The following is a 13,123-nucleotide window of genomic DNA, read 5'->3' on the forward strand; positions in this document are numbered from 1 at the left end:
TTCGCCATTTAAGGTGTTATCCCCAGTTTTTAGTGAGATCTCTCCCACTGACGTATCATTTGGTCCGCCCGAAACAGGTTGGCCAGCGTGAATAACATCGCCAGTTGGTTATCGTTTTTCAGCAACCCCTTGTATCTGGCTTTCACGAAGCCGAACTGTCGCTTGATGATGCGAAATGGGTGCTCCACCTTGGCCCGGATGCTGGCTTTCATGTATTCGATGTTGATGGCCGTTTTGTTCTTGCGTGGATGCTGTTTCAAGGTTCTTACCTTGCCGGGGCGCTCGGCGATCAGCCAGTCCACATCCACCTCGGCCAGCTCCTCGCGCTGTGGCGCCCCTTGGTAGCCGGCATCGGCTGAGACAAATTGCTCCTCTCCATGCAGCAGATTACCCAGCTGATTGAGGTCATGCTCGTTGGCCGCGGTGGTGACTAGGCTGTGGGTCAGGCCACTCTTGGCATCGACACCAATGTGGGCCTTCATGCCAAAGTGCCACTGATTGCCTTTCTTGGTCTGATGCATCTCCGGATCGCGTTGCTGCTCTTTGTTCTTGGTCGAGCTGGGTGCCTCAATGATGGTGGCATCGACCAAGGTGCCTTGAGTCATCATGACGCCTGCTTCGGCCAGCCAGCGATTGATGGTCTTGAACAATTGGCGGGCCAGTTGATGCTGCTCCAGCAGGTGGCGGAAATTCATGATGGTGGTGCGGTCCGGCAAGGCGCTATCCAGGGATAACCGGGCAAACAGACGCATGGAGGCGATTTCGTACAGAGCATCTTCCATCGCGCCATCGCTCAGGTTGTACCAATGCTGCATGCAGTGAATGCGTAGCATGGTTTCCAGCGGATAAGGTCGCCGGCCATTACCAGCCTTGGGGTAAAACGGCTCGATGACTTCCACCATGTTTTGCCATGGCAGAATCTGCTCCATGCGGGACAAGAAAATCTCTTTTCTGGTCTGACGGCGCTTACTGCTGAATTCACTGTCGGCGAAGGTAAGTTGATGACTCATGATGAACCCTGTTCCATGGCTCCAGATGACAAACATGATCTCATATCAGGGACTTGTTCGCACCTTCCCTAGCATTTTTCATTGGTGGGATATTGTGTGACCTTGCATTTGTTGCTTCACCATACATGCCTGAAAGAGCTGGTATTGGTGCCTTGTTTATGTTTTTAATAACACTTTCATTTTTAATTCACTCTGCTAATTTTTCAAATGAAAAAATATTTAAAAACTCGATATATGGCATTATCATTGTGTTCGCTATGACTTACTTTTTACCATCTTACGGCTTAATTTCCTATTCTAATTTAAGAGCGTCAAAGCAAGATGCAATACGCATGGCCATGATAACACAGCAAATCGACGAAGGAAAAAAAGAGATCGTAATACCTGACTTTTATCTAAACCGACTTTTAAAAAAATCAGATGGTTTCCCTACTTTCAAGAACTCATATATGTTTAATTATTTTAAAGTAGATAAAATCACTGAAGAGCCAATTAATTTTGATTACTCAATTATTGACTCACTTCCCAAGAGAGACGTTAATGCAAAATTAAATGAAAACATAACATTGAAATCGATTTATTTTTACACTGACAAATTATCTGGTAAAAATAAGCTTATATATCGTATCTCAGGTGACATAAATGCTTATTTGATGCATAACACCGCCATTTTTTCTCATGTTACTTTAAAAAACAATGATAATAAAAACATGGATACTATTGTTAAGGCGATTAAAGTAGGGAGTGATTGGTATACTTATAGTGAAGCAGGAAAGTTAGATTTATCCGAAATAAGTAAAATCAATATCGGAATGTACACTACTGAGCCAGTAAAAATACTATCTAGCAATTATTTAGAATTTAAATAATCACCTTTTGGTTTTACTGGTATCTTCGGGAATGGCGTTATCCAGAACGCCATTCTTTTGAAGAATTACATAAAAAAAGCATCCCTATTATATGAAGGATATCAATATGGTCAAAAGCATACATTACTTAAGGGGAATTGCGGCTTTATTCGTAGTTCTATTCCATTTAAGAGGCTATGTAAACAACACCTACGTACAGTCAAATCTTGGAGATTTGCTGTTTGTTAATGGAGCTTTTGGTGTAGATTTATTCTTTGTAATTAGTGGGTTTATAATCTGCTTTGCGACTCAAAAAAAGGAATACTTTTATCCACTTAAGTTTTTTATTAGAAGATTTTTTAGAATCTATCCACTTTTGATATTATCAGTGTCAATTTACTTTATATTTTTGACAATCAAAAAGGGATCAACCGGCTTAGATTCATGGTTTATATGGTCAATCATACCTCTCCAAATCGATTATCATGCTGGGGCTCCTTTCTTTGGATACAATGTACTTGCAATAGCATGGACATTAACTTACGAGATTTCTTTTTATATTATCTTTCTTGCATCCATGATTATATCCCACAAGTATAGGGCTATATTATGCTCATCCATAATCTTAACAATGGTTTTATCTACACAATTAATGAGTGTCACTCCAACACTCAATGGCATAAATACAAACTATATCAAAAATGACTTTATCACTCTTATTTCATCACCTATATACATTGACTTTGTATATGGCATAATATCGTATGTTATATATATTCACATTTTACCTGCTCTATCGATATACAAGGGAACAGTTTTAAATGTTTTGCTAATTTCAACCATAACTGTTACTACAGTATTAATATTTACAACAAAAAACATTGACCACGGGCCTCTAGGCTGGGGGGTTATGGCCTTTATCATTGTAGTAGCTACGACTTTAATGGATGCAAGTTTCACGACAGCAAAAAACAAACCTCTAATTATGCTCGGGAATATTTCATTTTCTCTTTACATGTGGCATTACATTTTCATAGAAATAACTAATACATATTTCCCAAGCATTTCAATGAATGGATTTTATACCTTAGTCATTATGACGACCTGCTCAATTGCAATAGCATAGATTTCATTCAATCTTATTGAGATTCCATCAATTAATCTTTCGAAGAAAATCATTTCATGGATAGACAGAAACAACCCAGAGCGTGTTGTTTCATAGCTAAATAGTGCATAATGTGCGTCATTGTAAAAGATGATAGCGTTTAACCAGATAAAATGATTCGCTCTAATGGATGTAATTATAACCGCGATATATAGATCGCTATCATTTCCGTATAATCTCAATTCATTTGTACGTTCCTGAGTGAATTTTCTTCCTTTTTTCATCAGATCAATACCATATTTTTAGCCCAGTTCATGCGTGCCAGTAAAATTATTTTCAGCTCGATTCACATTCAGCCACTTGTAATGGGAAATATCTCAACCATTATGTTTAAAGCTGTATCGAACTCTTGAGACGTGACGATTACGCATCGGGCAGGTATGCAATTGCTGCTTTAATGTTGGCACAAAAGACCAGCCGAAACTTTACAAAACGATGTGAAAGGAATGATCATGAGCAAAATGATTTTAATCGTACTCAGTAATTGGGTGACGGAAGACTTACTTGTAAAAAATGACCGGATTTCGCCCTAGAACGATAGCGCGGGCTCGTAAAAAAAGCTGACTCGTTGAGAGGGGGATTTCCACCTGTCTCCAAACAGTTCGCAAAAGGAAAACAGCGAGTGTATGTATAACCACATAGCTTTCGACCAATGCGTTGAAAAGCTCAAAAAGAAACAGCCGAGTACGCGAATGCCTCGACGTGCCAAATACAAAAAATAAATGTCGCCAGCGAGCTTGTTTCGCTGGCCTGGGAGAATATAGTCCTTAAATCGGGAACAATGATTACCCATGCTTGGCAACATTACGCAGTCGGGTCTTTCAACCCGTCTCAGAAGGCAGTAATGAGACGCGACGGGATTCGTTATAGCAGAGCATACCAGTCCCGACACACGTATGCATGTTAGTCGTTGGCTGACGGTGCTAACCCAAACTTCATCGCGAAGCAAATGGGCCACACCGACGCGCAAATGGTTTACCGGGTGTACGGATCCTGGATGGCTGAACATAACCAGGACCAGGTCCTCATCCTCAACCAGAAATTGAGTGAGTTTGCCCCATCCATGCCCCACGCAGTGGGATCGGATGGTTATTAATTATAAATATCATTAGGTTAGTTAACCTAAACCTGCATCCCCATGACTTCCTGATACGCCGACACCAGCTTGTTACGCACCTGGATCCCCATCTGCAGGGAAACCGAGGCTTTTTGCAAATCGGTCATCACATCATTCAGCGCCACGCCCGGCTCACCGAGGGTGAACTTTTCTGCCTGAGTGCGCGCGGCGGTCTGGGTATCACTGATACGGTCAAGAGCGGCATGCAGTTGCCCTGCGAAGCTGATGCTCGGCTGCTGATCTGCCACATTCTGATTACGGGCCGTCATCGCCGTTGCCTGCAACTGACTGATTACCCCTTCAATGCCCTGTATAGCCATGACTCTCCCCTGGATGGTTTTTTACGCGGTCAAGACTAACAGCTTGTCAATAAGATAATGGCGGTAAATAGCGTGAAAAAACCAGGTTATTTGACGCATAGAAAATCACGAATCATCAAATAATGGCAGGGCCATCAATATGGAACTTTTGTCGTGTTTGCCGACCCGGGAGTCAGTTTTGTTTCTCTACACGAATAACGTAAACCACCAGGATTTAAGAGGTGCGCAATGAGTGCAACAGCATCGACAGCGCCGCAGAATAAATCACTCGAGTGGATGAACCGCCTTCGCGCGAATCCTAAAATCCCGTTGATCGTGGCAGGCGCTGCCGCAATTGCGATCCTTGTAGCGATGGTCCTGTGGGCGAAAAGCCCTGATTACCGGACGCTCTACAGCAACCTTTCCGATCAGGATGGCGGCGCCATCGTCACCCAGCTGACCCAGATGAACATCCCTTATCGCTTTGCCGATAATGGCGGTGCGCTTGAGGTACCGGCAGATAAGGTGCACGAACTGCGTCTGCGTCTGGCCCAGCAGGGGCTGCCGAAGGGCGGTGCCGTCGGCTTTGAGCTGCTGGATCAGGAAAAATTCGGTATCAGCCAGTTCAGCGAGCAGGTGAACTACCAGCGTGCGCTGGAAGGTGAACTGGCCCGCACCATTGAAACGTTAGGCCCAGTGAAGAGTGCCCGCGTGCACCTGGCGATGCCTAAACCTTCTTTATTTGTCCGTGAACAGAAATCACCTTCGGCTTCCGTTACCGTGAACCTCCAAGCTGGCCGCGCGCTGGACGAAGGGCAAATCAGCGCGGTGACGCATCTCGTCTCCAGCGCCGTCGCCGGTCTGCCGCCGGGTAACGTGACGCTGGTCGACCAAAGCGGTCACCTGCTGACGCAATCCAATACCGCCGGTCGCGATCTGAATGACGCGCAGCTGAAATATGCCGCCGATGTCGAAAACCGTCTCCAGCGCCGTATTGAAGCCATCCTCGGCCCGGTGGTGGGTAACAGCAACGTGCACGCGCAGGTTACCGCGCAGATCGACTTCGCGAATAAAGAACAAACCGAAGAGCAATACAGCCCGAACGGCGACGCGGCTCAGGCGGTGATGCGTTCACGCCAGATCAATTCGAACGAGCAGGTCGGCGGTGCCTACCCGGGCGGCGTGCCGGGCGCACTGTCTAACCAGCCTGCACCGGCTAACGCGGCACCGATCTCTACGCCGCCGGCCAATCAGCAGAACGGTCAGCAAAATAATCAGCAGACTACCTCAACGACCAGTAACGCCGGTCCGCGTACCAGCAGTCGTAACGAAACCACGAACTACGAAGTGGATCGGACGATTCGCCACACTAAACTGAACGTGGGCGATATTCAGCGTCTTTCCGTTGCGGTGGTGGTGAACTACAAAACGCTGGCGGATGGCAAACCGCTGCCGTTGACCGCCGAGCAGATGAAGCAGATTGAAAACCTGACCCGTGAAGCGATGGGTTACTCCGAGAAGCGCGGCGATACCCTCAACGTGGTGAACTCACCGTTCAACTCGGTTGAAGAGACCGGCGGTGAACTGCCGTTCTGGCAACAGCAGGCGTTTATCGACCAGCTGATGTCCGCAGGACGCTGGCTGCTGGTGCTGATTGTCGCGTGGCTGCTGTGGCGTAAGGGCGTTCGTCCTCAGCTTCAGCGTCGTGCTGAAGCCGAGAAAGCGGCTCGCGAACAGATGAACACGCGTCAGGAAACGGAAGAAGCGGTTGAAGTTCGCCTCAGCAAAGATGAACAGATGCAGCAGCGTCGTGCTAACCAGCGCATGGGCGCTGAGGTCATGAGCCAGCGCATTCGCGAAATGTCAGATAACGATCCGCGCGTCGTGGCGCTGGTCATCCGCCAGTGGATGGGTAACGAACATGAGTAATACGCTTACGGGCACCGATAAAAGCGTCATCCTGCTGATGACCATTGGCGAAGATCGCGCGGCAGAGGTGTTTAAACACCTCTCCCAGCGAGAAGTGCAAATTCTCAGTGCGGCCATGGCCAACGTGCGTCAGATCTCCAACAAGCAGCTGACCGAAGTGCTGGCAGAGTTTGAACAGGAAGCCGAACAGTTTGCCGCGCTGAACGTCAACGCCAACGACTACCTGCGCTCCGTGCTGGTCAAGGCGCTGGGCGAAGAGCGTGCATCCAGCCTGCTGGAAGACATTCTGGAAACCCGCGATACCGCCAGCGGTATCGAAACGCTCAACTTTATGGAGCCGCAGAGTGCCGCCGACCTTATTCGCGACGAGCACCCGCAGATTATCGCCACCATCCTTGTCCACCTCAAGCGTGGCCAGGCGGCCGATATTCTGGCGCTGTTCGAAGAGCGCCTGCGTCACGATGTGATGCTGCGTATCGCGACCTTCGGCGGCGTCCAGCCGGCCGCGCTGGCGGAGCTGACCGAAGTGCTGAACAACCTGCTCGACGGTCAGAACCTCAAGCGCAGCAAAATGGGCGGCGTGAGAACGGCGGCGGAAATCATCAACCTGATGAAAACGCAGCAGGAGGAGGCCGTCATTACGGCGGTTCGCGAATTCGACGGCGAGCTGGCACAGAAAATCATCGACGAGATGTTCCTGTTCGAAAACCTCGTCGAAGTGGACGACCGCAGCATCCAGCGCCTGCTCCAGGAAGTGGATTCCGAGTCGCTGCTTATCGCCCTCAAAGGCGCCGAGCAGCCGCTGCGCGAGAAGTTCCTGCGCAACATGTCTCAACGTGCGGCCGATATCCTGCGCGACGACCTTGCCAACCGCGGCCCGGTTCGTCTTTCCCAGGTGGAAAACGAACAGAAAGCCATTCTGCTTATTGTTCGTCGTCTGGCGGAAACCGGCGAGATGGTGATTGGCAGCGGAGACGACACCTATGTCTAATGAGCTGCCCTGGAAGCGCTGGACGCCGGACGATCTGGCGCCTCCCCTCTCCGAGTTCACGCCGGCCGTCATCGCAGCCGAGGAGCTTGACCCGGACGTCGAGCAGCCCGAGCTGACCGAAGAGGAGCAGCAGGCACAGATGCTGGCGCAGCTGCAAATGCAGGCGCACGAGCAGGGCTATAACGCCGGTCTGAACGAAGGCCGCCAGAAAGGCCACGAGCAGGGGTATCAGGAAGGTCTGGCGAAAGGGTTAGAGCACGGTATTGATCAGGCGCGCCAGCAGCAGGCGCCGATCCATGCCCGCATGCAGCAGTTGGTCAGCGAGTTTCAGCACACCCTGGACGCGCTGGACAGCGTGATTGCCTCGCGACTGATGCAGATGGCGCTGGAAGCCGCCCGTCAGGTTATCGGCCAGACGCCCGTGGTGGATAACACTGCGCTGATCAAACAAATTCAGGGTCTGCTTCAGCAGGAGCCGCTGTTCAGCGGGAAACCTCAGCTGCGCGTCCATCCGGACGACCTGCAGCGCGTTGAAGAAAGCCTGGGCGCGACGCTTAACCTCCACGGCTGGCGTCTACGCGGCGATCCGTCGCTACATCACGGCGGCTGCAAAGTCTCTGCCGATGAAGGCGATCTGGATGCCAGCGTCGCCACCCGCTGGCAGGAACTGTGCCGCCTGGCGGCACCGGGAGTCGTCTGATGACCGCGCGCCTCACCCGCTGGCTCACCACGCTCGACAACTTTGAGACGAAGATGGCGCTACTGCCATCTGTTCGTCGTTATGGGCGACTGACGCGCGCCACCGGCCTGGTTCTCGAAGCCACCGGCCTGCAGCTTCCGCTGGGCGCGACCTGCGTCATCGAGCGTCAGGATGGTCTGGAAACGCGTGAAGTTGAAAGCGAAGTGGTCGGATTTAACGGCCAGCGCCTGTTCCTGATGCCGCTTGAAGAGGTGGAAGGCATTCTGCCCGGCGCGCGCGTGTACGCCAAAAATATTTCTGGCGATGGGCTGCAAAGCGGGAAACAGCTGCCGCTTGGCCCTGCTCTGCTGGGCCGCGTGCTGGACGGCAGCGGGAAACCGCTCGACGGGCTGCCCTCCCCGGACACCACCGAAACCGGCGCGCTGATCACCCAGCCGTTCAACCCCCTGCAGCGTACCCCTATTGAGCATGTGCTGGATACCGGCGTGCGCCCGATTAACGCCCTGCTGACCGTGGGACGTGGACAGCGTATGGGCCTGTTCGCCGGCTCAGGCGTAGGCAAATCCGTCCTGCTCGGCATGATGGCGCGTTATACCCAGGCCGACGTAATCGTCGTGGGGCTGATCGGCGAACGTGGTCGTGAAGTAAAAGACTTTATTGAAAACATTCTGGGTGCGGAAGGCCGCGCCCGCTCGGTGGTGATCGCCGCACCGGCAGACGTGTCGCCGCTGCTGCGCATGCAGGGTGCCGCGTATGCCACCCGTATCGCCGAAGATTTTCGTGACCGCGGCAAGCACGTGCTGCTGATCATGGATTCCCTGACCCGTTACGCGATGGCGCAGCGTGAAATCGCGCTGGCCATCGGTGAGCCACCGGCGACCAAAGGCTACCCGCCTTCGGTCTTCGCCAAACTCCCTGCGCTGGTGGAACGCGCGGGGAACGGCATCAGCGGCGGAGGATCCATCACCGCGTTCTATACGGTACTGACGGAAGGCGATGACCAGCAGGACCCGATTGCCGACTCCGCGCGCGCGATCCTTGACGGTCATATTGTGCTGTCGCGTCGTCTGGCCGAAGCCGGGCACTACCCGGCCATCGATATTGAAGCCTCTATCAGCCGCGCAATGACGGCGCTGATAACCGAGAAGCACTACGCCCGCGTGCGTAACTTCAAACAACTGCTTTCCAGCTTCCAGCGCAACCGCGATCTGGTCAGCGTGGGGGCGTATGCCAAAGGCAGCGACCCGATGCTCGACAAGGCGATTAGCCTGTGGCCACAGCTGGAGGCATTTTTGCAACAAGGCATTTTTGAACGCGCCGACTGGGAAGATTCAATTCAGGCACTGGAGCTGATTTTCCCGCAGGTGTAACACAGGTGGAGGGCGAAGGTCATGGCGCAAAACAGCGCGTTATCAACGCTGAAAGATCTGGCTGAAAAAGAAGTTGATGATGCCGCATTGCAGCTAGGCGCAATGCGACGCGGGTGCCAGCAGGCTGAAGAACAGTTGAAGATGTTGATCGACTATCAGCATGAATATCGCACCAACCTCAATACCGATATGACACAGGGCATTGGAAGCCAGCGCTGGATTAACTATCAGCAGTTTATCCAGACGCTGGAGAAGGCGATAGATCAGCATCGCCAGCAGCTTAACCAGTGGACCCAGAAAGTCGATACCGCGCTGAATTTCTGGCGCGAGAAGAAGCAGCGGCTGCAGGCCTGGCAGACTTTACAGGACCGACAGATCGCGGCAACGACCCTGGCGGAAAACCGTCTGGATCAGAAGAAAATGGATGAGTTTGCCCAGCGCGCATCAATGAGGAAACCGGAATGATCACACTGCAACAACTGCTGATGAGCGACAGCGACCTGTCAGGCGGCACGCAAACGGGGAAAGGCACCGACGGTGCACAGGACTTTCTCTCTCTGCTGGCGGGCGCCCTGTCGGACGCAACGGGCAAGGGCAAAGATGCGCCGCTGACCCTGGCTGACCTGAAAGCCGCCGGCAGTAAACTGTCGAAAGTGGCTCAGGACGCCAAAGGGGATACCACCTTGCAGGCAAAAATTGCCGACCTGCTCTCGCGCCAGCCCGCGCTGAACGGCGATGAAACGTCGCCCGTCACGTCGCTTGATACGCTGGTTTCCGGGCTGGTGCCGCTGTCTAAGGGCGACGCGCTGAAGACGCTCAATGTGGCAAACGGCAAAGATGACGGTAAGAGCGAGCTGAGCGAAGAAGAGCTGGCCGGATTAAGCGCGCTAATGGCGATGCTGCCGCACCAGCAGCAAACTACCGCCTCTCGCGTGGCAGGCAGCGAGAGCGTATCCGCCACCTCAACGCTGAATTCCGCGACGCTTTCGCAAAACGGCGCGGGCCAACCGTCCCTGAACGCGCCTCCGGGTAGCCATGATAAAGCGCAGAACTCTACGCCTTATCAGAGCCAGGTGAAAAATAACGAGCCGGCCCTGCAGGGCAACGCGCCTGCTACACCGGCCGTGGCCGCGGCGACAGAGAAGCAGGAGCTCGCCAGTTCGTCCTCTTCATCATCACCAACGGCTACTCTGGCACCGATTATGTCCAGCCATGCGACCAGTCAGACGGCCGCCACCGTCGCCCCCGCGCCGGTGTTAAGCCAGCCTCTGGGGACTCACGAATGGCAGCAGTCCCTGAGCCAGCACATCACTCTGTTCACTAAGCAGGGCCAGCAGACGGCAGAGCTGCGCCTGCATCCGGAAGATCTGGGTCAGGTGCAAATTTCGCTTAAGCTGGATGACAATCAGGCTCAGCTGCAGATGGTCTCTGCGCACAGCCATGTTCGTGCAGCACTGGAAGCCGCGCTGCCGGTACTGCGGACCTCGCTGGCGGAAAACGGCATTCAGCTTGCGCAGAGCAGCGTCAGCAGCGAGAGCTTCGCCGGGCAGCAGCAGTCCTCATCCCAGCAGCAGCACCAGGCTTCGCGTTCCGGCAACACCGGCGGTTTTAATGAAGAGAGCGATGAGTTACTGCCTGTTCCTGCCGCCCTGCAGTCCGCAGCGCGCGGTAACGGTGCCGTAGACATCTTCGCCTAAACGCCAGAGGTAGCGTGATTATCCCCGTCTTTTCCACGCTTTGACGACAGCAGGACACGGGATAATCACCTTATTAAGCTGTACCGAAACAGGAAGCTCGTATCAGATGACTGACTCCGCTATCACCAAAAAAAGTAAGCGTTCCATCTGGATCCCGCTGCTGGTGTTGATCACGCTCGCCGCCTGCGCTACCGCGGGCTATAGTTACTGGCGTATGCAGCAGGAACCGACCACCGCTGCAGCCAAAGCTGAAGCACCGCCTCCGCCGGCTCCAGTGTTCTTCCCGCTGGATACCTTCACCGTCAATCTGGGTGATGCGGATCGCGTGCTTTACGTTGGCATTACGCTGCGCCTGAAAGATGAAGCCACCCGTTCACGTCTGAACGATTACCTTCCTGAAGTGCGTAGCCGCCTTCTGCTGCTGTTCTCTCGTCAGGACGCTTCGGCGCTGGCTACCGATGTGGGTAAGCAAAAGCTGGTCGACGCCATTAAACAAACGCTGGCGACCCCGCTGGTAAACGGCCAACCTAAGCAGGAAGTCACTGACGTTCTGTATACAGCATTCATTCTGCGGTAACGACATGGGCGACAGTATTCTTTCTCAGGCAGAAATCGATGCGCTGCTCAACGGCGACAGCGATAACAATGATGATCCTAAACCGGGTATTGGCGGCGATAGCGATATACGTCCCTATGACCCGAATACCCAGCGTCGCGTGGTACGTGAACGTCTGCAGGCGCTGGAGATCATTAACGAACGTTTTGCACGTCAGTTCCGTATGGGGCTGTTTAACCTGCTGCGTCGTAGCCCGGATATTACGGTCGGTGCGATCCGCATTCAGCCGTATCATGAGTTTGCCCGCAACCTGCCGGTGCCGACCAACCTTAACCTGATTCATCTGAAGCCGCTGCGCGGCACCGGCCTGGTGGTGTTTTCGCCAAGCCTGGTGTTCATCGCGGTGGATAACCTGTTCGGTGGCGACGGGCGTTTCCCGACCAAAGTAGAAGGTCGTGAATTCACCCACACCGAACAGCGCGTCATTAACCGCATGCTGAAGCTGGCGCTGGAGTCTTATAGCGACGCGTGGAAAGCGATTAACCCGCTGGAAGTGGAGTACGTCCGTTCTGAGATGCAGGTGAAATTTACCAATATCACCACCTCCCCGAACGATATCGTCGTTAACACCCCGTTCCACGTGGAGATCGGTAACCTGACCGGCGAGTTCAACATCTGTCTGCCGTTCAGCATGATCGAACCGCTGCGCGAGCTGCTGGTGAACCCGCCGCTGGAGAACTCCCGCAACGAAGACCAGAACTGGCGTGAAAACCTGGTCCGCCAGGTCCAGCATTCGCAGCTTGAGCTGGTGGCGAGCTTCGCCGATATCCCGCTGCGGTTATCTCAGATCCTGAAATTACAACCCGGTGATGTTTTGCCGATAGAAAAACCCGACCGCATTATTGCCCATGTGGATGGTGTCCCCGTGCTGACAAGCCAGTACGGCACGATTAACGGTCAGTATGCGTTACGCGTTGAGCACTTGATCAACCCGATTTTGAATTCGCTGAATGAGGAACAGCCCAAATGAGTGACATGAACAATCCGTCCGATGAAAACAGCGGAGCACTGGACGATCTGTGGGCTGACGCGTTAAACGAGCAAAAAGCACCCCCGGCCAAAAGTGCAGCGGATGCCGTATTCCAGCAGCTCGGCGGCGGTGACGTCAGCGGCACGCTGCAGGACATCGACCTGATTATGGATATCCCGGTTAAGCTGACCGTTGAGCTGGGACGCACCCGGATGACCATTAAAGAGCTGCTGCGCCTGACGCAGGGTTCCGTGGTGGCCCTTGACGGTCTGGCCGGCGAGCCGCTGGATATTCTGATCAACGGCTATCTGATTGCCCAGGGTGAAGTGGTGGTGGTTGCCGATAAATACGGCGTACGCATCACCGACATCATTACCCCGTCTGAACGTATGCGTCGTCTGAGCCGTTAAG

13 protein-coding genes and 1 pseudogene are annotated in these 13,123 nt (G+C 52.9%); 12 read left to right on the forward strand and 2 right to left on the reverse strand.

Going from position 1 to position 13,123, the window contains the following annotated elements; genetic code table 11:
* Positions 1 to 29 precede the first annotated feature (29 nt).
* Entirely contained in the window at positions 30 to 1,010 is a 981-nt protein-coding gene (locus tag ACJ69_RS10040) for an IS5-like element IS5 family transposase (protein ID WP_000019402.1), read from the reverse strand.
* A gap of 92 nt (positions 1,011 to 1,102) precedes the next feature.
* On the opposite strand from ACJ69_RS10040, the gene ACJ69_RS10045 reads away from it, so the two are divergent.
* The 3 genes and pseudogenes from ACJ69_RS10045 to ACJ69_RS25730 all read left to right on the forward strand — a co-directional run.
* Positions 1,103 to 1,879, forward strand: coding sequence for a DUF6056 family protein (locus tag ACJ69_RS10045; RefSeq protein WP_269670870.1), 777 nt, complete (start codon positions 1,103 to 1,105; stop codon positions 1,877 to 1,879).
* A gap of 106 nt (positions 1,880 to 1,985) precedes the next feature.
* Positions 1,986 to 2,984: an acyltransferase family protein gene (locus tag ACJ69_RS24120; protein WP_071886563.1), complete on the forward strand. Its 999-nt coding sequence runs from the start codon at positions 1,986 to 1,988 to the stop codon at positions 2,982 to 2,984.
* Between the two features lie 832 nt (positions 2,985 to 3,816).
* Positions 3,817 to 4,119: pseudogene (locus ACJ69_RS25730) on the forward strand (integrase); the annotation flags it as partial.
* 26 nt (positions 4,120 to 4,145) lie between these two features.
* Here ACJ69_RS25730 and fliE read toward each other — a convergent pair.
* Positions 4,146 to 4,460 carry a flagellar hook-basal body complex protein FliE gene (gene fliE, locus ACJ69_RS10060; RefSeq protein WP_008500329.1) on the reverse strand — a complete coding sequence of 105 codons (315 nt, stop codon included), beginning with the start codon at positions 4,458 to 4,460 and terminating at the stop codon, positions 4,146 to 4,148.
* Between the two features lie 228 nt (positions 4,461 to 4,688).
* On the opposite strand from fliE, the gene fliF reads away from it, so the two are divergent.
* From fliF to fliN, 9 genes are all read left to right on the forward strand, one after another.
* A complete protein-coding gene (gene fliF / locus ACJ69_RS10065; RefSeq protein ID WP_054829955.1) occupies positions 4,689 to 6,368 on the forward strand; it encodes a flagellar basal-body MS-ring/collar protein FliF in 1,680 nt (559 codons plus the stop codon).
* Complete coding sequence (gene fliG / locus ACJ69_RS10070) at positions 6,361 to 7,359, forward strand: flagellar motor switch protein FliG (RefSeq protein ID WP_059346984.1); 999 nt, start codon at positions 6,361 to 6,363, stop codon at positions 7,357 to 7,359. Before fliF ends, fliG begins: the two co-directional genes overlap by 8 nt.
* Positions 7,352 to 8,059: a flagellar assembly protein FliH gene (gene fliH, locus ACJ69_RS10075; protein WP_029741493.1), complete on the forward strand. Its 708-nt coding sequence runs from the start codon at positions 7,352 to 7,354 to the stop codon at positions 8,057 to 8,059. Before fliG ends, fliH begins: the two co-directional genes overlap by 8 nt.
* Positions 8,059 to 9,429 carry a flagellar protein export ATPase FliI gene (gene fliI, locus ACJ69_RS10080; protein ID WP_023312303.1) on the forward strand — a complete coding sequence of 457 codons (1,371 nt, stop codon included), beginning with the start codon at positions 8,059 to 8,061 and terminating at the stop codon, positions 9,427 to 9,429. Before fliH ends, fliI begins: the two co-directional genes overlap by 1 nt.
* A 21-nt stretch (positions 9,430 to 9,450) precedes the next feature.
* A complete protein-coding gene (gene fliJ / locus ACJ69_RS10085; protein ID WP_023312304.1) occupies positions 9,451 to 9,894 on the forward strand; it encodes a flagellar export protein FliJ in 444 nt (147 codons plus the stop codon).
* Complete coding sequence (gene fliK, locus ACJ69_RS10090; protein WP_059346985.1) at positions 9,891 to 11,126, forward strand: flagellar hook length control protein FliK; 1,236 nt, start codon at positions 9,891 to 9,893, stop codon at positions 11,124 to 11,126. Before fliJ ends, fliK begins: the two co-directional genes overlap by 4 nt.
* 106 nt (positions 11,127 to 11,232) lie before the next feature.
* Positions 11,233 to 11,703 (forward strand): flagellar basal body-associated protein FliL, encoded by a 471-nt coding sequence (gene fliL / locus ACJ69_RS10095; RefSeq protein ID WP_023312306.1) that lies wholly within the window; start codon positions 11,233 to 11,235, stop codon positions 11,701 to 11,703.
* Positions 11,704 to 11,707: 4 nt separating this feature from the next.
* Entirely contained in the window at positions 11,708 to 12,712 is a 1,005-nt protein-coding gene (gene fliM, locus ACJ69_RS10100; RefSeq protein ID WP_023336184.1) for a flagellar motor switch protein FliM, read from the forward strand.
* The gene (gene fliN / locus ACJ69_RS10105) at positions 12,709 to 13,122 is read left to right on the forward strand and encodes a flagellar motor switch protein FliN (RefSeq protein ID WP_023312308.1); all 414 of its coding nucleotides are present in this window, start codon (positions 12,709 to 12,711) and stop codon (positions 13,120 to 13,122) included. The genes fliM and fliN overlap by 4 nt, the downstream gene beginning before the upstream one ends.
* The last annotated feature ends 1 nt before the right edge of the window (position 13,123 follow it).

Origin of the sequence: Enterobacter asburiae (assembly GCF_001521715.1) — a bacterium.
GTDB lineage: Bacteria > Pseudomonadota > Gammaproteobacteria > Enterobacterales > Enterobacteriaceae > Enterobacter > Enterobacter asburiae.

Excerpts from the sequence above, each read along its gene's own strand:
- ACJ69_RS10040 (WP_000019402.1), bottom strand. The coding sequence starts at position 1,010 with ATGAGTCATCAACTTACCTTCGCCGACAGTGAATTCAGCAGTAAGCGC.
- fliI (WP_023312303.1), top strand. The coding sequence starts at position 8,059 with ATGACCGCGCGCCTCACCCGCTGGCTCACCACGCTCGACAACTTTGAG.
- fliG (WP_059346984.1), top strand. The coding sequence starts at position 6,361 with ATGAGTAATACGCTTACGGGCACCGATAAAAGCGTCATCCTGCTGATG.
- fliN (WP_023312308.1), top strand. The coding sequence starts at position 12,709 with ATGAGTGACATGAACAATCCGTCCGATGAAAACAGCGGAGCACTGGAC.
- fliE (WP_008500329.1), bottom strand. The coding sequence starts at position 4,460 with ATGGCTATACAGGGCATTGAAGGGGTAATCAGTCAGTTGCAGGCAACG.
- ACJ69_RS24120 (WP_071886563.1), top strand. The coding sequence starts at position 1,986 with ATGGTCAAAAGCATACATTACTTAAGGGGAATTGCGGCTTTATTCGTA.
- fliF (WP_054829955.1), top strand. The coding sequence starts at position 4,689 with ATGAGTGCAACAGCATCGACAGCGCCGCAGAATAAATCACTCGAGTGG.
- fliJ (WP_023312304.1), top strand. The coding sequence starts at position 9,451 with ATGGCGCAAAACAGCGCGTTATCAACGCTGAAAGATCTGGCTGAAAAA.
- fliH (WP_029741493.1), top strand. The coding sequence starts at position 7,352 with ATGTCTAATGAGCTGCCCTGGAAGCGCTGGACGCCGGACGATCTGGCG.
- fliK (WP_059346985.1), top strand. The coding sequence starts at position 9,891 with ATGATCACACTGCAACAACTGCTGATGAGCGACAGCGACCTGTCAGGC.
- fliM (WP_023336184.1), top strand. The coding sequence starts at position 11,708 with ATGGGCGACAGTATTCTTTCTCAGGCAGAAATCGATGCGCTGCTCAAC.
- fliL (WP_023312306.1), top strand. The coding sequence starts at position 11,233 with ATGACTGACTCCGCTATCACCAAAAAAAGTAAGCGTTCCATCTGGATC.